Source organism: Streptomyces sp. NPDC016309 (assembly GCF_043077235.1).
In the GTDB taxonomy this organism is placed as follows: Bacteria; Actinomycetota; Actinomycetes; order Streptomycetales; family Streptomycetaceae; genus Streptomyces.
The window spans coordinates 113931-132792 of the sequence record NZ_JBIBSG010000001.1 but is presented as its reverse complement, the minus strand read 5'-3'; the positions used below and the strand labels follow the sequence as shown (position 1 = coordinate 132792).

The window sequence follows — 18862 nt, the reverse complement described above, 5'->3', positions numbered from 1 at the left end:
TACGGGTGGGGCGACGGGGGGTCACGGGGAGAAGCCTCCTCAAGGGGCGTTCACATCACGGAGTGGTGGTCTGCGCGGCCAGGCGGTGGATGGCCGCCATCGGGACCGGGAGCCAGTCGGGGCGGTGCCGGGCCTCGTACAGGACCTCGTAGACCGCCTTGTCCGTCTCGTACGCGCGCAGCAGCTCGGGCTCGTCGCGCGGGTCGGCGCCCGAGGCCTCGGCGTATCCGGTGCAGTAGGCGTCCCGGCACCGTTCGGCCCAGTCGGGGTTCCAGGGGTGGTGCGAGCGGGCCGCGTAGTCGAAGGAACGCAGCATGCCGGCCACGTCGCGCACCGGCGGCTGCGGGCGGCGGCGTTCGGCGAGCGGCTTCGCGGGCTCCCCCTCGAAGTCGATCACCGACCAGTCGCCGTCCCCGGTACGGAGGGTCTGGCCCAGGTGAAGGTCGCCGTGGACCCGCTGGGCCCGCCCGAGCAACCCCTCCGTCCGGGCCGCGCCGACCGCCTCGAAAGCGGCGCGCAGTCCCGGGACGTACGGCATCAGCGCGGGTACCGCCTGGGCGGCGGCGTCCAGCCGGCGGCCCATCCCGTGGACCAGGTTCTCGGTCTGCGGGCGGCCCAGGGCCACTGTCGGGAGGGCGTCCGCCAGCGCGGTGTGCACCTCGGCGGTGGCCCGGCCGAGCGCCCGCGCCTCGGCGGTGAAGTCCCGGCCGGCGGCGAGGGCGTCCAGGGCGAGCTGCCAGCCGTCCTGCGACCCGCGCAGATAGGGCTGGAGGACGCCCAGGGTGCTGGCCTCCGGCCGGCCGTTGCCCGTCTCGTACCAGGCGACGGGCGCGGGAACCCGGGTGCAGCCCGCGCGGGCGAGCGCGAGCGGCAGCTCCAGGTCGGGGTTGGCGCCCGGGTAGACCCGGCGGAACACCTTCAGGATGTACTGGTCGCCGTACACGAGCGACGAGTTGGACTGCTCCGTGTCCAGGACGCGGGGCGTGAGGCCCTCGGGGATGGCGACGGTCCGGGAGAACCGCAGCGGACCCATCGGGCCGGGAGTGCGCAATCGTTCCAGCAGCAGCGCCGCGAGCCGTGGGTCGCTGAGCCCCTCGTAGACCGTGCGCCCGGCGAGCGGTCCGTCCGGGACGCGGCCGATGAGCGCGGGGGCGAGCTGCGGCGGCAGGGTGTTCCGCACGCCCAGCAGCAACTGGTAGCAGTCGCCCTGGGAGGCGGTGCCGGCGCCGGGCTGCTGGACCCGCACGAGCAGGTGCAGCAGACCGGGTCCGGTGGTGTCGAGCGGGAGCAGTTCGGTCACCGAGACGAGGGTGAAAGCGGTGACGGGGCGGCCTTTCCCGGCGAACCAGCGCTGGCGCGGCAGCCATTCGTGCAGCAGCGGCACCAGGGAGGGGAGCAGGGCGACCGGAGCCCGGGCGGTGGATGCGGTCTCCGACATGGCAGCGCGTCCTTTCCCCGGGCACTACGAAATGCACAGAACGTGCAGAGTGTCCCGGAATGCGGCGAGTGCTGTCCGGCTGTGCGGGACGTGTCGGGCGGGGATGGTCGAGATAGACCCGAATCGACGTATGAGGGGGAGAGTGCCCAGGGCGGGGCGACGGAAACGCCCCGCCCTGATGTCCTCACCCCTTCCCGGCCGCCCCGCCGCCGGCGGGGGACGGGCCCCGGTCCCCGCCGGCCGGCACCCGGCCGGGCACGGTCACCCGCTCCGGAGCGGCCCGCCCGGGAGCCGCCTCGCCGCCCGCCGCGCCCGGCACGGCCACGGCCGCCGCCCCGGCACGGGCCGCGCCCGGCGTCGTCACCGCGCCGGAGCCTGCCGGGATCACCGGGGCGGACGTGGCGACGGTGGCTTCCGTGACCGTCCGGCCCGTGGCCGGCTTCACCGGGTCCTGGCGGAGGCGGAACCAGTAGAAGCCGTGCCCCGCGAGGGTGAGCAGGTACGGCCATTCGCCGATCGCGGGGAAGCGGACCCCACCGATCAGCTCCACCGGGTGCATCCCGTTGAAGCGCCGCAGGTCCAGTTCGGTGGGCTGCGGGAAGCGGGAGAAGTTGTGCACGCACATCACCAGGTCGTCCCCGTACTCCCGCAGGAAGGCGAGGACGGCCGGGTTGGACGACGGCAGCTCGGTGTACGAGCCCAGGCCGAAGGCCGGGTTCTGCTTGCGGATCTCGATCATCCGGCGGGTCCAGTGCAGCAGCGACGACGGGGACGCCATGGACGCCTCGACGTTGGTGACCTGGTAGCCGTAGACCGGGTCCATGATCGTCGGCAGGTACAGCCGTCCCGGGTCGCAGGACGAGAAGCCGGCGTTGCGGTCGGGCGTCCACTGCATGGGCGTGCGGACGCCGTCGCGGTCGCCCAGCCAGATGTTGTCGCCCATCCCGATCTCGTCCCCGTAGTAGAGGATCGGCGAGCCGGGCAGGGACAGCAGCAGCGCGGTGAAGAGCTCGATCTGGTTGCGGTCGTTGTCGAGCAGCGGGGCCAGGCGCCGCCGGATGCCGATGTTGGCGCGCATCCGCGGGTCCTTGGCGTACTCCGCGTACATGTAGTCGCGCTCCTCGTCGGTGACCATCTCCAGCGTCAGCTCGTCGTGGTTGCGCAGGAAGATGCCCCACTGGCAGTTCGCCGGGATCGCCGGGGTCTTCGCCAGGACTTCGGAGACGGGGTAGCGGGACTCCCGGCGCACCGCCATGAAGATGCGCGGCATGACCGGGAAGTGGAACGCCATGTGGCACTCGTCGCCGCCGGCCGAGAAGTCGCCGAAGTAGTCGACGACGTCCTCGGGCCACTGGTTGGCCTCGGCGAGCAGCACGGTGTCGGGGTAGGAGGCGTCGATCTCCTTGCGCACCCGCTTGAGGAAGGCGTGGGTGGCCGGGAGGTTCTCGCAGTTGCTGCCCTCCTGCTGGTACAGGTACGGCACGGCGTCCAGGCGGAACCCGTCGATGCCCAGGTCGAGCCAGAAGCGCAGTGCGGACAGGATCTCCTGCTGCACGGCCGGGTTCTCGTAGTTCAGGTCCGGCTGGTGGGAGAAGAACCGGTGCCAGTAGTACTGCTTGCGCACCGGGTCGAAGGTCCAGTTGGACGTCTCGGTGTCGACGAAGATGATCCGCGCGTCCTGGAACTGCTTGTCGTCGTCGGCCCAGACGTAGTAGTCGCCGTAGGGGCCGTCGGGGTCGCTGCGGGATTCCTGGAACCACGGGTGCTGGTCGCTGGTGTGGTTCATCACGAAGTCGATGATCACTCGCATGCCGCGCTGGTGGGCGGCATCGACGAACTCGACGAAGTCGGCCAGGTCGCCGAATTCGGGCAGTACGGAGGTGTAGTCCGATACGTCGTAACCGCCGTCCCGCAGAGGGGACTTGAAGAACGGCGGGAGCCAGAGGCAGTCGACCCCGAGCCACTGCAGGTAGTCCAGCTTGGCGGTGATGCCCTTGAGGTCGCCGACGCCGTCGCCGTTGCTGTCCTGGAACGAACGCACCAGAACCTCGTAGAAGACGGCTCGTTTGAACCAGTCGGGATCACGGTCCTTTGCCGGTGTGTCCTCGAACGTGTCGTGGACGGGCTCGTTGACGATCATGATGTGGGTGACCCTCCGATCGGCGGGGACGGTCGCAGGACAAGGATGTGCGCGGGCGTGACACCCGGCTCGAGGCGCACATAGTTGGCCCTGCCCCAGTGATAGGTCTCACCGGTGAGCTCATCGCGCACCGGCACGGTCTCGTGCCAGTCGAGGCCGAGTTCCGGCATGTCCAACGACACCGTCGCCTCGTGGGTGTGGCGCGGGTCGAGGTTGACGAGCGTCAGAACAATGTTCGAACCCGCTCGCTTGCTGTACGCGATGACGGCGTCGTCGTCGGTGTGGTGGAAGTGCACCGAGCGCAGCGTCCGCAGGGCGGCGTTGCGGCGCCTGATCCGGTTCAGACTCGTGATCAGCGGCGCGATGGTGCGGCCCTCCCGCTCGGCCGACTCCCAGTCGCGTGGGCGCAGTTGGTACTTCTCGGAGTCCAGGTACTCCTCGCTGCCCTCCCGCACCGGGGTGTTCTCGCACAGTTCGTACCCGGCGTACACGCCCCACGTCGGGGACATCGTCGCGGCGAGCACCGCGCGCGCCTCGAAGGCGGGGCGGCCGCCGTGCTGGAGGTAGGCGTGCAGGATGTCCGGGGTGTTCACGAAGAAGTTCGGCCGCATGTAGGCGGCGGCGTCGCCGGACAGTTCGGTGAGGTACTCCGTCAGCTCCTGCTTGGTGTTGCGCCAGGTGAAGTACGTGTACGACTGCTGGAACCCGATCGCGCCCAGGGTGTGCATCATCGCCGGGCGGGTGAAGGCCTCCGCCAGGAAGATCACGTCGGGGTCGCTCTTGTTGATGGTCGCGATGACCTTCTCCCAGAACACCACGGGCTTGGTGTGCGGGTTGTCGACGCGGAAGATGCGGACGCCGTGGGCCATCCAGTGGCGGAGTACGCGCACCGTCTCGCGGATGATGCCGCGCATGTCCCGGTCGAACGCGATCGGATAGATGTCCTGGTACTTCTTGGGCGGGTTCTCGGCGTACGCGATGGTGCCGTCGGCCCGGTGGTGGAACCACGCCGGGCGCTTCTCGACCCATGGGTGGTCCGGCGAGCACTGGAGCGCGAAGTCCAGCGCCACCTCCAGGCGCAGTTCGCGCGCGCGTTCGACGAAGGCGTCGAAGTCCTCGAGGGTGCCCAGGTCCGGGTGGACCGCGTCGTGGCCGCCCTCGGGGGAGCCGATCGCCCACGGCACACCGACGTCGTCGGGACCGGCCGTCAGGGTGTTGTTGGGACCCTTGCGATGGGTGGTGCCGATGGGGTGGATGGGCGGCAGATATACGACATCGAACCCCATCGCGGCGATGGCCGGAAGTCGCTCCGCGGCCGTGCGGAACGTTCCGGAGACCAGGCGTCCGTTTTCCCGGCGGGCCCCCTCGGAGCGCGGGAACATCTCGTACCACGACCCGAACAGCGCCCTCTCCCGCTCCACCAGCAACGGCAACGGCTTGGCGGCGGAGACCAGTTCGCGCAGCGGATGGGCGGCCAGCGCCTGGACCGCCTCGGTGCCGAGGGCGGCCGCGAGCCGGTCCTCGGCGGAGCGCCGCTCGTCCCGCAGGGCGTCCACCACGGCGAGCACGGCCTCGCGGCCCTCGCCCTTCGGTACGCCGTCGGCGGCCCGTTCGTGCAGCGTGGCGCCCTCGGCGAGGACCAGGGCGGTGTCGATGCCGGCCGGGACCTTGATGCCGGCGGTGTGGCGCCAGGTGGCGATGGGGTCGCTCCAGGCCTCGACGGTATAGGTCCACCGCCCCTCCGCCGTCGGAGTGACCTCGGCGCCCCAGCGGTCGGTGCCGGGCGCCAGTTCCCGCATCGGGGTGAACGGGCCCGGCTTGCCGGCCGGGTCCGTCAGCACCACGTTCGCGGCCACGGCGTCGTGCCCCTCGCGGAAGACCGTGGCCGTAATCTGGAAGGTTTCGCCGACCACCGCCTTGGCGGGCCTTCTGCCGCAGTCGACCAGCGGGCGTACATCGAGAACGGGAATGCGACCAATCAGCGAGTTCACGGCATCACCTGAGGGTTGCGTACGGGGTATCGCTCTTTGTACTTGCTCCGTTGACGAGTGGCAGAGCGCAGGCATCACCGCTCCTGTCCGGGTTCACTCGGGTGGGCGGGTACCGGAGGAGCCCTACCCACACCCTTCGGGTGGGCAATCCGGCGTGTTGTTAACTACTCAGGCGTACGCGAACACGAAAGGAACCGGCCCCGTTCGAGTGGAATATCGTGGCCGGTTCCCGCTCGGGTGTGTCCAGTGGCGTTCAGGTGAGCGTCTGGGCGTCCCGCTCCTCCGGATCGTTCGCCCAGATCTGCCACGGCCGGCGTGACACCCAGGCGTCGACCGGCGTGGGCGTCAGCGACAGCGCCTCCGCGGACAGCCCGTCATCGCCCGCCAGCAGCAGTGGATCCCGGCCCGCGGCCATGTAGTGGTAGATGCCCGCCACCCCGGCCGCCGCGACCGGGCCGATCGCCTGCGCCAGCCCCTGCTCGAAGACGTGCGGGGCCAGCGTCCGGTAGCGCACCCGGCGCCCGAGCCCCTTGCCGAACTCCTCCGCCAGTTCATCACCCGTCAGGGCCCGCGCCCCGCCGATGTCGTACGTCCGCCCCTCCACGCCCTCCGCGGTGAGCGCCGCGTACACCGCCCCGGCCAGGTCGCGGTGCGACAGCCACGCGGTCGGCACGTCCGCCGGCAGCGGATAGGAGAGGATGCCGTCGTTGACGAGCGCCGGGCCGTTCCAAGGGCTGAACAGGTTGTCGAGGTAGACCGGCGGGCGCAGCACCACCAGCGGCACGCCGCTCTCCCGCAGCACCTCCTCGGCGATCCGGCGGGTCTCGAAGGCCGCCACGTCGGTGGCGGCGCGCGGCACCCGGGTGTTGGCGTTGTACACCAGGCGCCGCACCCCCGCCTCCACCGCCGCGTCCGCGACGTTCCGGGCGTAGGCGCGCACCCGCTCCGCCTCGTACACCAGCGGCATCACCACCGCGGCGTGCGTCGCCCCGGTGAAGAGCTGCCGTACGGCCTCGGCGTCACCGAGGTCGCCGGTGGCGCACGAGACCCCGGGCAGCGGGGGCCGGTCGCCCTCGGGACGGCGGGAGAGCGTACGCACCCGGTGGTCACGCTCGGTCAGCAACCGGGCCACCGCACCCCCCTGGAAACCGGTCGCTCCCACCACTGCTACCCGCATCCGATTCTGCTCGGACATCTGCTCCGACATATGCCTGATCGGCCCTTCGATAGGGTGTGACTGCTGCCATGAAGGCGTTCACTCAGGCTGGCGGCGGCGGCTTTGGCCGATCAATTAACAATTCGGGGCGGGGGTTGAAGGATCGTCCATGGACACCGTGCGCACCGAAACCGGGAACGACGACCGGCACGACGACCTCCTCAGTGAGCTGCTGCAACCACTGCGGCTCACCGGCGTCTTCGACAGCCGCTGGCACGTCCGCGCCCCCTGGGCCATCGAGGGCGACGCCGAGCAGGGCTGCGCCGTCCTCCACTACATCGTCGAGGGCGGCTGCTGGATCACCGCCGAGGGCCAGCCGCCCCAGCAACTGCACGCCGGTGACCTGGCCGTCTTCCCCACCGGCACCGCGCACCGGCTCTCCGACCGGCCCGGCCGGCAGGGCGTGCCGCTCAAGGCGGTCCTGCCGGAGCGGGAGCCCGGCACCTCCGGCGAGATCCGCATCGGCGGCACCGGACCGGAGAGCCGGCTGCTGTGCGCCGGGCTGCACTACGACTCCAGCGCCGCCACCGGTCTGTACAAGGCGCTGCCCTGGGCCCTGGTCCTGGACGGCTCCCAGGTCGGCCGCGAACCGCTGCTGCGGGACACCCTCCGGCTGCTCGCCGCCCCCGACCGGCCCATCGGCCCCGGCGACCGGCTCATCACGCTGCGGGCCTTCGAGATGGCCCTGGTGCTCGCGCTGCGCCCGCTGCTGCGCGAGTTCGCGGAGAACCCGGCGTCCCTGCCGGTCCTGCGCCACCCGGGCGTGAGCCGCGCCCTGGTGATGATCGCGACCCGGTTCGCCGAGCCCTGGACCATCGAGTCGCTCGCCCGGGAGGTCGGCATGTCCCGCTCCGCGTTCACCGCCGCGTTCCGCGCGCTCGTCGGCGAGGCACCGGCGCGCCATCTGACCGGACGGCGCATGCAGGAGGCGGCGCGGCTGCTGGGCGAGACGTCGCTGCCCCAGTCGGCGGTCCCGCAGCGGGTCGGCTACCAGAGCGCGGTCGGTTTCCACCTTGCGTTCCGCAAATGGTTCGGCGTCACTCCCGGTGAGTACCGGGCGGGCGCGGCACGCGCCGCCTAATGGTTTCCGGACGCGGACTGGCCGGTTCTTAAGGACCATTGGACGGACGTTCATTGCCGTAGGTGTGTACCAACGGACAGGCTCTGCTGCGGCAATGGCATCCGCAAGAGGAGAAACGGTGACGAGGTCCGGTCAGGAGTACCTGGCGTCGCTGCGCGACGGCCGGGAGATATGGCTCGACGGGGAGCGGGTCGAGGACGTCACCTCGCACCCCGCGTTCCGCAACACCGCCACCTCGATCGCCCGGCTGTACGACCTGGCGCACGACTCCGAGCACACCCCGGTCCTCACCCAGGGCGGTGTCCACCGGGCGTACGCGATCCCGCGCTCGTACCAGGACCTGGTGGCGCGCCGTGAGGCGTACAAGGTGTGGGCGGAGGCGAGCTTCGGCTTCCTGGGCCGCACCCCCGACTACATGGCGGGCGGCGCGGCGGGCTTCGCGGCGCTGCCCTCCCTCTTCGCCACCGAGGCGTACGACGGCTCCGCCGCCGCCCTCGCCCACCACCGGCGGCTCGCCGAGGGCGACCTCTACCCGGTCTTCACCATCACCAACCCGCAGATCGACCGCACCCGGCCGGCCTCCGGCCAGGAGGAGGACGACCTGGTGGTGCGGGTCGTCGCCGAGAAGGACGGCGGGATCGTGGTGCGCGGCGCCAAGATGATCGGCACCGCGACGGTCTTCGGCAACGAGGTGATCGTCGGCACCATCGAACCGCTCGCCCCCGAGGACGTCGCGCACGCGGTGTGCTTCTCCGTCCCGGTCGACACCCCCGGACTGAAGTTCCTCTCCCGGACCTCCTACGAGGCACGGGCCCGCAGCGTGTTCGACAACCCGCTCTCCTCCCGCTTCGACGAGAACGACGCGCTGCTCGTGTGCGACGACGTGTTCGTGCCCTGGGAACGGGTGCTGACCTACCGGAACGTGGACGTGTCGTTCCGGATGTGGTGGCACACCCCCGCGTACCTGAACCTCGTCCACCAGGCCGCGACCCGCTTCTGGACGAAACTGGAGTTCCTCGCCGGCCTCGCCATCCTGATCGCCAAGGCCAACAACACCTACGAGCTGCCGCCGGTCACCCAGGCCGTCGGCCGCCTCCTCGGCCGGGTCGCGCAGGCCAAGGCGTTCGTCCTCGCGGCGGAGGCCTCGTACGAGGAGGTCGACGGCGGCCGGGGCGGGGTCGCGCCCGGCAAGGACATCTCGTTCGCCCAGCGCATCATGGCCGGGGAGCTCTACCCCCAGGCCGTCCAGGAGGTCAAGCTGCTCGCGGGCGGCGGCCTCATCCAGCTCCCCGCGTCCGGTGAGGACCTGCTCCACCCGGAACTGGGCCCGCTGCTCCGCAGGTACGTCCGCTCGCCCGGCACCCCGGCCGAGGACCGCGTGAAGCTGCTGAAGCTGGCCTGGGACGCGCTCGGATCCGAGTTCGCCGGCCGGCACGAGCAGTACGAACGCTTCTACCACGGCGCCCCCCACGTCTACCTCACCCAGCAGGCCCGGGAGGGCGGGGCGCCCGGCTGCGAGGCCCTCGCCCGGACCTGCCTGGACGGCTACGGCCTGGGGCGTACGCGATGACCGCACCCGCCCGGCTGCGCGCGGCCGACCCTGGCCGGTGCGCCCGGGGCGGCCGCGCGGTCCGCCCAGGCCGTGCGGTCCGCCAGGCACACGCGGTCCGCCCGGCACACGCGGCCGTCCCGGCGCACGCGGTCCGCCAGGCACACGCGGCCGTCCCGGCACACGCGGTCCGCCCGGCACACGCGGCCGTCCCGGCACACGCGGTCCGCTCGGCGCACGCGGCCGCCCCGCTACGGCGCCCGCACCGCTCCCTCCCGGGCGCCGCCGACCCCGGCTGGACCCGCGCCGGGGGCCACCGGTGAGCCGCCCGGGGGGAACGCGCGGCACGCTGGGACTGCTGGCCGCCACCCAACTCCTGATGATCATGGACACCGCGATCATCAACGTCGCGCTGCCGTCCGTCGGCGCCGACCTCGCGGCCGGGTCCGCCAACCTGTCCTGGGTGGCCAACGCCTACCTCATCACCTTCGGCGGGCTGCTCCTCCTCGGCGGCCGCACCGCCGACCTGTTCGGTCACCGGCGGCTGTACGTCCTCGGACTCGCCCTCCTCGCGGCCGCCTCCGCCGCCGGGGCACTCGCGCAGAGCACCGGCGCGCTGATCGCCGCCCGTGCCGCGCAGGGGATCGGCGCCGCACTCGCCGGGGCCGCCGCCTTCGCCCTGCTGCTGGTCCTGTTCCCGGACGGCCCCGCCCGGCACAGGGCCCTCGGCGTCTTCGCCGCGACGGGCGGTCTCGGCGGCGTCCTCGGCACCGTCCTGGGCGGGGCCCTCACCGACCTGCTCGGCTGGCGCTCCACCTTCTGGCTGAACGTCGCCGTCGCCGCCGTCCTCGCCCTGCTCGCCCCGCGCCTCCCGGCGGGCGGCAGCCGGGGCGCCGGGCCCGGCTTCGACCTGCTCGGCGCGCTCACCGCCACCGGGGGCCTCGGCCTCGTCGCCTACGCCCTCGTCGGACGCAGCCTGCCCGTGGCCGCGGCCGGCTCGGCCCTGCTCGCCGCGTTCGCCCTCGTGGAGACCCGCGCCGCCCGGCCCCTCGTACCGCCCGCCGCCCTCAAGCGGCCGGTGCCGCGCCTCGCCAACGGCCTCGCCGCCCTGGCCCAGATGGCGCTGTTCCCCATGTTCTTCCTGGTCAGCCTGCACCTCCAGCACGTCCTGGGGCACTCCCCGCTCACCGGTGGCCTCGGCCTGCTGCCCCTGTCGGTGGTCGTCGTCGCCACCGCCCCGCTGACCGGCCGCCTCATCCGGCGACTCGGCCTCGGCCGGACCATGACCCTCGGCTTCGGGCTGCTGCTCGCCGGCATGGTCTGGCTCGCCCTCGCCCTCGATCCCCACGGCACCTTCGCCACCACCGTCCTCGCACCCAGCCTCGTGCTGGGTGCCGCCCTGCCGCTGGTCACGGTCACCACCAACGTGGCCGCCACGGCAGGGGCCGCGCCCGAGGAGACCGGCCTGGCCTCCGGGCTGGTCAACACCAGCCAGCAGTTCGGGTCCGTCCTGGGCCTGGCCGTCCTCGTGGCCGTGGCCACCACCCGTACCGGAGCGGCCACACCCCAGGCCGAGACCGCGGGCCACCAGGCGGCGCTGCTCGTCGGCGCCGCGTTCGCCGCGGCGGCCGCGCTGCTGTCCGTACGGCTGAGCCCGCCCGCGCCCGCACCGGCGCCGCCACGCCAGGACCGGGTGGGCGACCCGCGGTGACCGCCTGACCAGCGAACACCGCGCCACTCCCGAATCCACACCGCCCGAGGGGGGCATCCCGTTGACCCTGTACGACCTTGTCGCGCCCGGTCCCGACACCTGTGCCGAACCGCGCTACCGCCTCACCGAGATACGCGACGCCGACCCGCTCGGCGCCGACGCGCTGCTCGCCGCGCTCCCCGCGATGAACCGGGACGCCGACGTCGCCGCGCTCACCGTCGCGCTGCGCACCCTCGTACCCGACCTCGACCGGGTCGCCGAGTGGTGCGTCATCGAGGCCCTCGCCGCCATGCGGGACCTCGGCATGCTGCTCGGCTCCCTGAAACGGCACGGCGTCCAGCCGGTCGCCGCCGTCCCCGAGGTGCTCCCCGTCCTGGAGGAGCTGGCCCGCCGCACCGACATGGTGCCCCGGGACACCGTGCACCACTACACCACCTGGAACCCGCTCGGCCCCCGGCAGCGGATGTACACCGGCCACGAGATGGAGGCCCACCTCCAGGAAGCCGTCCGGATGGTCTTCCCCGGCCTCGTCGCCGCGCTCGACACCTGTGAGCGGCTCGCCGGGCTCGAACCGTACGAACCCGGCTTCGCCCGCACCCTGGACCGCACCGCACAGCACGTCCAGGCGATGGTCGACTCCATCGACTTCACCATCACCCACGTCTCGCCGTCCTACTTCGCGCGCACCCTGCGGCCGTACTTCGAGGAGGTCGACGTCGCCGGCCGCGCCTGGCTCGGCCCGGCCGCCGCCCAGGTGCCGCTGTGGCTCGTCGATCTGACGGTCTGGCAGTGCGACCGGCCCGACCCCGGCTACGACGCCTTCCTCGCCGAGTCGGTCGCCTACAGCCTCCCGTCGTGGCGCGCCTTCCACGCCGCCCACAAGGACGGGGTGTCCGCCGTCAGCAAGCTCTCCGCCGCGCTGAGCTGGGAGACCGCCCACCGGCTGCCGCCCCAGCTCGTCGCCTCCGCCCACTCCCTGGCCCGGGTGCTGCGCGTCCTCAAGACGTTCCGCGCCCGCCACCTCGGCATCGCCCGCAAGGCCTACGGCGACGACCTCCGCCTGTACGACCAGGGCAGCGGCGGCGCACCGGTCGCGCTGCTGCGCTCGGTGCTCGACCTGACCCGGGACAACGAGACGCTGGTGCGCCAGGCCGCCGAGCGCCCGCGCACCACGGCCGCGTGAGGGGGCGAGCACCATGACCCCGCACATACTCGTCGCCGGCGGCGGCATCGCCGGCCTCACCACCGCGCTCGCCCTCCACGCCGCCGGCTTCCCCCGCGTCACCGTGGCCGAGGCCGCCCGGGAGATCCGGCCGCTCGGTGCCGGGCTGAACCTCATGCCCAACGCCGTGCGCGAGCTCGACGCGCTCGGACTCCTCGACGACCTGGAGGCCGACGCCGTCCGCACCCGCGAGCTGCGCTACTACCACCGCTCGGGCGGGCTGATCTCCCGCGAGCCGCGCGGGCTGGGCGCCGGCTACCACTGGCCCCAGCTCTCCCTCGCGCGCGGACACCTCCAGCGGGTCCTTGCCGACGCGGTGCGCGACCGGCTCGGCCCCTCCGCGCTCGTCACCGGTGTCCGGGTGACGGGCCTGGAGCAGCTCCCCGACGGTCGGCCGCGGGTGCGCCTGGAACACCGCGAGGGCACCAGGGGCGGCTGCGCCTCCCTGGAACCCGACGTCCTGATCGGCGCCGACGGCATCCGCTCCGCGGTCCGCGCCGCCCTCGAACCCCACGAGGGCGAGCCGCCCTGGAACGGCATGCTGGTCTGGCGCGGCGTGTCGTGGCTGGACGCCCGCCGGGCCGGCCCCTTCATGCTCATCGCGGGCGACGACCGGCAGAAGGCCGTCGTCTACCCGATGGCCGAACGTCCCTCCGGGGACGTCCTGGTGAACTGGGCGCTCGCGATGCCCGCCGACAGCATCGCGACCCCCGGCCACCGGGGCGACTGGAACCGGGCCGTGCCCGTGTCCGGGCTCCTCCGCCACTACGACGGCTGGGAGTTCGACGGCGTCCGCGTCCCCGACGTGCTGCGCGCCGCCGAGGCCGCCTACGAGTACCCCATGGTCGACCGCGAGCCGCTGGCCCGCTGGAGCCACGGCCGCACCACCCTGGTCGGCGACGCCGCCCACGCCATGTACCCCATCGGCTCCAACGGCGCCACCCAGTCGATCATCGACGCCCGGGCCCTCGCCCACGCCATGGCCCGGCACGCCGACCCGGCCGCCGCCCTCGCCGCCTACGAGGCGGAGCGGCGGCCCGCCATGACGGACCTTCAGCGCGCCAACCGGCGCCTCGGTCCGGAAGTCGTCATCAATCTGGCCCACCGGCGCGCCCCCGGCGGCTTCACCCACATCGACGACGTGATCCCGCCGGAGGAACGGCGCGGGATCGCCGCCCGGTACGCCGCGACCGGCGCGTTCGACCCGGAAACGGTCAACGCGGGGTCGCCCTACCGGGTCCCGGTGAGCGCGCGGTGAACGCGCTCCCCCCGAGTGCGCCGTGGTTACGGAGGGCGAGGTCCCGATAACGTCGGAGGGTGAAGGCGGGCGCACACCGTGGTGCGTCCGCCCCGATACGTACCTGCCCTGCGAAGGTGGAACACGTGAAGGCAATCCGTCGATTCACCGTGCGCCCCGTCCTCCCCGAACCGCTGCGGCCGCTCAGCGACCTCGCGCGCAACCTGCGCTGGTCCTGGCACGCCGAGACTCGTGATCTGTTCCAGGCCGTCGACCCCGAGGGGTGGCGGGCGGCCGGCTGCGACCCCGTGCGGCTGCTGGGCTCCGTGTCCGCCGCCCGGCTCGCCGAGCTCGCCCGCGACCGGCGCTTCCTGCGCCGCCTGTCGGCCGCCGCCGACGACCTCGACGACTACCTGCGCGGCCGCCGCTGGTACCAGAACCACTCCCTCCCCGACGGCGACCTGCCCGCCGCCGTCGCCTACTTCTCGCCCGAGTTCGGCGTCACCGCGGCCCTGCCCCAGTACTCGGGCGGCCTCGGCATCCTCGCCGGCGACCACCTGAAGGCCGCCTCCGACCTCGGCGTACCGCTCATCGGCGTCGGCCTGCTCTACCGGCACGGCTACTTCCGCCAGTCGCTCTCCCGGGACGGCTGGCAGCAGGAGCACTACCCGCTGCTGGACCCCAACGAGATGCCCGTCGCCTTGCTGCGGCAGCGCGGCGGCGCCCCGGTCCGGGTCTCCCTCGCCCTGCCGGGCGGCCGCAGCCTGCACGCCCACATCTGGGTGGCCCAGGTCGGCCGCGTACCGCTGCTGATGCTCGACTCGGACGTCGAGGAGAACGGCCCCTCCGAGCGGGACGTCACCGACCGGCTGTACGGCGGCGGCAGCGAACACCGACTGCTCCAGGAAATGCTCCTCGGCATAGGAGGTGTCCGGGCGGTACGCGCGTACTGCGAGCTCACCGGCCACCCCTCGCCCGAGGTGTTCCACACCAACGAGGGGCACGCCGGATTCCTCGGCCTGGAGCGCATCCGGGAACTGAGCGAGGAGGGCGTCGACTTCGACGCCGCCCTGGAGGCCGTCCGGGCGGGGACGGTCTTCACCACCCACACCCCCGTCCCCGCCGGCATTGACCGGTTCGACCGCGAGCTGGTCGCCCGCCACTTCGGCGACGGCGCGGAACTGCCCGGCGTCGACGTCGAGCGGATCCTCCAGCTCGGCAGGGAGACCTACCCCGGCGGCGAGCCGAACCTCTTCAACATGGCCGTCATGGGGCTGCGCCTGGCGCAGCGCGCCAACGGCGTGTCCACCCTCCACGGCGCCGTGAGCCGGGAGATGTTCGCCGGCCTGTGGCCCGGGTTCGACCCGGACGAGGTGCCGATCACCTCCATCACCAACGGCGTCCACGCCCCGACCTGGGTGGCCCCCGAGGTGTTCCGGCTCGGTGCCCGCAGGATCGGCACCCAGCGCGCCGAGGACGCGCTGAGCGTCGGCGGCTCCCAGCGGTGGGACGCCGTCGGCGAGATCGCGGACTCCGAGATCTGGGACCTGCGGCGCGAGCTGCGCGAACAGCTCGTCACGGAGGTCCGGACCCGGCTGCGCGCCTCCTGGCGGCAGCGGGGCGCGGGCTCGGCCGAGCTCGGCTGGATCGACGGGGTCCTGGACCCCGACGTCCTGACCATCGGCTTCGCCCGCCGGGTCCCCTCGTACAAGCGTCTGACGCTGATGCTGCGGGACCGCGACCGGCTGACGCGGATGCTGCTGGACCCGGACCGGCCGGTGCAGATCGTCGTCGCCGGCAAGGCCCACCCGGCGGACGACGGGGGCAAGCGGCTGGTGCGGGAGCTGGTCCGGTTCGCCGACGACCCGCGCGTGCGCCACCGGATCGTGTTCCTGCCCGACTACGGCATGGGCATGGCGCAGAAGCTGTACCCCGGCTGCGACGTGTGGCTGAACAACCCGCTGCGCCCGCTGGAGGCGTGCGGCACGTCCGGGATGAAGGCCGCCCTCAACGGCTGTCTCAACCTGTCCGTCCTGGACGGCTGGTGGGACGAGTGGTACGAGCCGGACTTCGGCTGGGCCATCCCGACCGCCGACGGCCCGACGACGGACGAGGACCGGCGCGACGACCTGGAGGCGAACGCGCTCTACGAGCTGATCGAGAAGCGTGTCGCCCCCCGTTTCTACGACCGGGGCGCGAACGGGCTGCCCGAGCGGTGGATCGAGATGGTCCGCCGTACGCTCGCCAACCTGGGCCCCAAGGTGCTGGCGGGACGCATGGTGCGGGAGTACGTGGAGCGGCTCTACGCCCCGGCGGCCCTCGCCCACCGGGCGCTGGACACCGGCGCCGCACGGGAGCTCGCCGCCTGGAAGGCCCGGGTGCGCGCCGTATGGCCGCGCGTGGCCGTCGACCACGTCGAGGTGGACGAGGCCAACGGCGTCGCCGAGCTGGGCTCGACCCTGGCGCTGCGGGTGCGGGTGGCCCTCGGGGACCTCCAGCCGGAGGACGTCGAGGTGCAGGCGGTCGCCGGCCGGGTCGACACCGACGACCGGCTGCGGGACGCCGAGACCGTGCCGCTCAAGCCGGCGGGCGGCCCCGACCAGCAGGGGCGCTGGGTGTACGAGGGGCCGCTCACCCTCGACCGGACGGGCCCGTTCGGGTACACGGTCCGGATACTGCCCACCCACCGGCTGCTGCCCGCCGGCGCCGACCTGGGCCTGGTCGCCCTGCCGACCGAGTCGACGGGCGAGGGCGCGGGCGTGCTGATGCGCTAGGTACCGGGGCCCGCGGCCCGTCGCCCCCTCCCCTCGTGGGGGGCGACGGGCCGCGCGCCGCACAGCCTGCCGCCCCCGCCCTCTCCGGGGCATCGGCCGGGGAACCGATCCGGTCCTCGGCCGTTCGGCGGAGGCGTCCCCCGCCGTGAGGAGGAGGACCGCCCGGCCGCGGTCCGTCCGGGGGCGGGCGGCAAGCCGCGGGCGGGCGGCGCGCCCCGGGCCGTACGCCCCCGGGCCCGTCCGCCACGCCGTCCGGACGCACGACCGCCCGGCGGCACGTGGAGTGCCACCGGGCGGTGCGTCACCGCTTCCCGGGCTTACGGGAAGGTGAGCTTGAAGCTGTTGATGTAGCCGGTGTCCTGCGCGGCCTTGTCCTGCACGCGCAGCTTCCAGCTCCCGTTGGCGACCTCGCTGGACGCGTTGACCGTGTAGGTGGCCTTCACGTTGTCGGCGGAGTCGGAGGAGCTGAACGGCTTGAGGTTGTAGACCGAGCCGTCCGGGGCCACCAGGTCGACGACCAGGTCACCGCGCCAGGTGTGGACGATGTCCACGTCCACCTTGAGGGTGGAGGGGGCGTTGCCGGCGATGCCGGTGACGCTGACGGCCGAGGTGACGGCGGCGCCGTTGTCCGGGATGGCGACGTCGGCGGTGTTCTCGAAGATCTTGCCGGTACCGGGGTCGCCGCCACCGGGACGGGAGCCGACGTTGACACCGGCCCAGGCGTGCTCGACGGCCTTCACCTCGGCGCTGCCCGCGCCGTACAGCTCGGTGGCGACCGCGACCGTTCCGGTGCGGGCACCGGCGTAGTTGGTCGTCGAGTTGAACTTGGTGGTGAGCGCCTTGTACCAGATCAGCGCGGCCTTGTCGCGGCCGATGCCGGTGACGGGCAGGCCGTCGGAGGTCGGCGAGTCGTAGTTCACGCCGTTGATGGACTTGGCGCCGCTGCCCTCGGAGAGCAGGTAGAACCAGTGGTTCGCCGGGCCGGACGAGTAGTGGACGTCGACGTTGCCGATACCGGAGTACCAGGCGTCCTTCGACGAGCCGTCCTTGCTCGGCTTGTCCATGTAGCGCAGCGGACTGCCGTCGCCGCGGATGTCGAGCTTCTCGCCGACCAGGTAGTCGCCCTTGTCCTGGGCGTTGTTGGCGTGGAACTCGACGGCGGCGGCGAAGATGTCGGAGGTCGCCTCGTTGAGACCGCCGGACTCGCCGCTGTAGACCAGCTTGGCGGTCGCGGAGGTGACGCCGTGCGTCATCTCGTGGGCGGCGACGTCGATGGACGTCAGCGGCTTGGTGTTGCCCGCCCCGTCGCCGTACGTCATGCAGAAGCAGCTGTCGGTCCAGAAGGCGTTGACGTACGCGTTGCCGTAGTGGACGCGGGAGTACGCGCCGACGCCGTCGCCCTTGATGCCGGAACGGCCGTGCACGTTCTTGTAGTAGTCCCAGGTGAGCGCGGCGCCGAAGTGGGCGTCGGCACCGGCCGTCTCCGCGTTCTGCGGCGTGCCGTCGCCCCAGACGTCGTCGGAGCCGGAGAACAGCGTCCCGGTGCCGGAGGTGCCGCGGTTGAGGTTGTACGTCTTGTGGTTGCCGCGGCCGGTGTCGGTCAGCGTGTACGAGGGCGCGGTGCCGAGCGTCACCTGGCCGCTGTACTGGGTGTTGCCGGTGCCGGTGTGCACGGCCTGCCACTCGTACAGCTTGGCGCCCGTGGTGGCGTCGGTGACGACGTGCAGCTCGTTCGGGGTGCCGTCGTGCTGGAGGCCGCCGACGACCGTCTCGTAGGCGAGGACCGGCTTGCCCTGCGCGAGCCACACGACCTTGCGGGGGGCGCGCTCGGCGTCGGTCGCCTTGGAGCCCTCGGCCCGGGCCGCGCCCAGGGCCTGCTTCTCGGCGGCCGCCGGGGCGATGTCCGCGGTGGTGTCCACGCCCTTGAGCACGGCGCGGGAGGCCTTGCTGACCGCCTCGGTCCGGCCGGAGCGGGTCTCGCTGACGACGAGGTCGCCGCCGAGGACCGGGAGGCCGGCGTAGGTGCGCTCGTAGCGGGTGTGGGTGGTGCCGTCGCGGTCCTGGACGACGTCGCGGACGGCGAGCTTCTCCTGGGCGCCGAGGCCGAGCTCCTTGGCCGTCTCGGCCTTGGCGGCGTCGGCGGCGCGTATCAGCGCGGTGCGCTGGGCGGGGGAGAGGTCGGCGGGCAGGGCACCGGGGTCGGCCTTGCCGGCCGTCCGGGCCTTGGGTGCCGCGGTCCGGGGTGCGTCGGCGGCGGTGGCGGCACCGGTCTGCACACTCACGGTGAGCATGGCGGCGGCGGCGATCAGGGCGCCGGTCGCGGTGGCGCGACGGCTGGGCGTGGATCTCACGCAGACTCCTTTTGCGAGGGGGGTACCGGCGGCTGGGTGGGGCCGGCCGGGCGGAGCAGCCTGAACGAGCGCGGAACACGTGCGAGTCGAACGAAGGAACGCGGTCCGAACATGTGGTGCGGAGAACGGGGTAAGAGTGGCGCCGGTGACGG

The 18862-nt window shown here is 72.9% G+C and carries 10 protein-coding genes and 1 pseudogene; 6 read left to right on the top strand and 5 right to left on the bottom strand.

Features of this window, described 5'->3' with window-relative positions; all coding sequences use genetic code 11:
- Positions 1–55: 55 nt before the first annotated feature.
- The 4 genes and pseudogenes from ACF068_RS00530 to ACF068_RS00515 form a co-directional block, all read right to left on the bottom strand.
- The gene (locus ACF068_RS00530; protein ID WP_392271937.1) at positions 56–1438 is read right to left on the bottom strand and encodes a maltokinase; all 1383 of its coding nucleotides are present in this window, start codon (positions 1436–1438) and stop codon (positions 56–58) included.
- Positions 1439–1886: 448 nt separating this feature from the next.
- Positions 1887–3578: pseudogene (gene treS, locus ACF068_RS00525) on the bottom strand (maltose alpha-D-glucosyltransferase); the annotation flags it as partial.
- Positions 3575–5560: an alpha-1,4-glucan--maltose-1-phosphate maltosyltransferase gene (locus tag ACF068_RS00520; RefSeq protein ID WP_392272662.1), complete on the bottom strand. Its 1986-nt coding sequence runs from the start codon at positions 5558–5560 to the stop codon at positions 3575–3577. The gene ACF068_RS00520 and the pseudogene treS, both read right to left, overlap by 4 nt.
- A gap of 262 nt (positions 5561–5822) precedes the next feature.
- A complete protein-coding gene (locus ACF068_RS00515) occupies positions 5823–6764 on the bottom strand; it encodes an SDR family oxidoreductase (protein ID WP_392271936.1) in 942 nt (313 codons plus the stop codon).
- A gap of 130 nt (positions 6765–6894) precedes the next feature.
- Between ACF068_RS00515 and ACF068_RS00510 the strand changes: the two genes are divergently transcribed.
- The 6 genes from ACF068_RS00510 to ACF068_RS00485 all read left to right on the top strand — a co-directional run bounded on the left by ACF068_RS00510 (position 6895) and on the right by ACF068_RS00485 (position 16359).
- Positions 6895–7866 carry an AraC family transcriptional regulator gene (locus ACF068_RS00510; protein WP_392271935.1) on the top strand — a complete coding sequence of 324 codons (972 nt, stop codon included), beginning with the start codon at positions 6895–6897 and terminating at the stop codon, positions 7864–7866.
- A gap of 118 nt (positions 7867–7984) precedes the next feature.
- On the top strand, positions 7985–9436 hold the full coding sequence (locus tag ACF068_RS00505; protein ID WP_392271934.1) for a 4-hydroxyphenylacetate 3-hydroxylase family protein: 1452 nt from the start codon (positions 7985–7987) through the stop codon (positions 9434–9436).
- Positions 9437–9734: 298 nt separating this feature from the next.
- Positions 9735–11126 (top strand): MFS transporter, encoded by a 1392-nt coding sequence (locus ACF068_RS00500; protein ID WP_392271933.1) that lies wholly within the window; start codon positions 9735–9737, stop codon positions 11124–11126.
- A 61-nt stretch (positions 11127–11187) separates the two neighbouring features.
- A complete protein-coding gene (locus ACF068_RS00495; protein ID WP_392271932.1) occupies positions 11188–12309 on the top strand; it encodes a monodechloroaminopyrrolnitrin synthase PrnB family protein in 1122 nt (373 codons plus the stop codon).
- A 13-nt stretch (positions 12310–12322) separates the two neighbouring features.
- Positions 12323–13606 (top strand): FAD-dependent monooxygenase, encoded by a 1284-nt coding sequence (locus ACF068_RS00490; protein ID WP_392271931.1) that lies wholly within the window; start codon positions 12323–12325, stop codon positions 13604–13606.
- A gap of 125 nt (positions 13607–13731) precedes the next feature.
- Positions 13732–16359, top strand: coding sequence for a glycosyltransferase family 1 protein (locus ACF068_RS00485; RefSeq protein WP_392271930.1), 2628 nt, complete (start codon positions 13732–13734; stop codon positions 16357–16359).
- Between the two features lie 317 nt (positions 16360–16676).
- Here the strand turns inward: ACF068_RS00485 and ACF068_RS00480 are convergent, their stop codons facing one another.
- Positions 16677–18710, bottom strand: coding sequence for a M4 family metallopeptidase (locus tag ACF068_RS00480; RefSeq protein WP_392271929.1), 2034 nt, complete (start codon positions 18708–18710; stop codon positions 16677–16679).
- Positions 18711–18862: the final 152 nt, after the last annotated feature.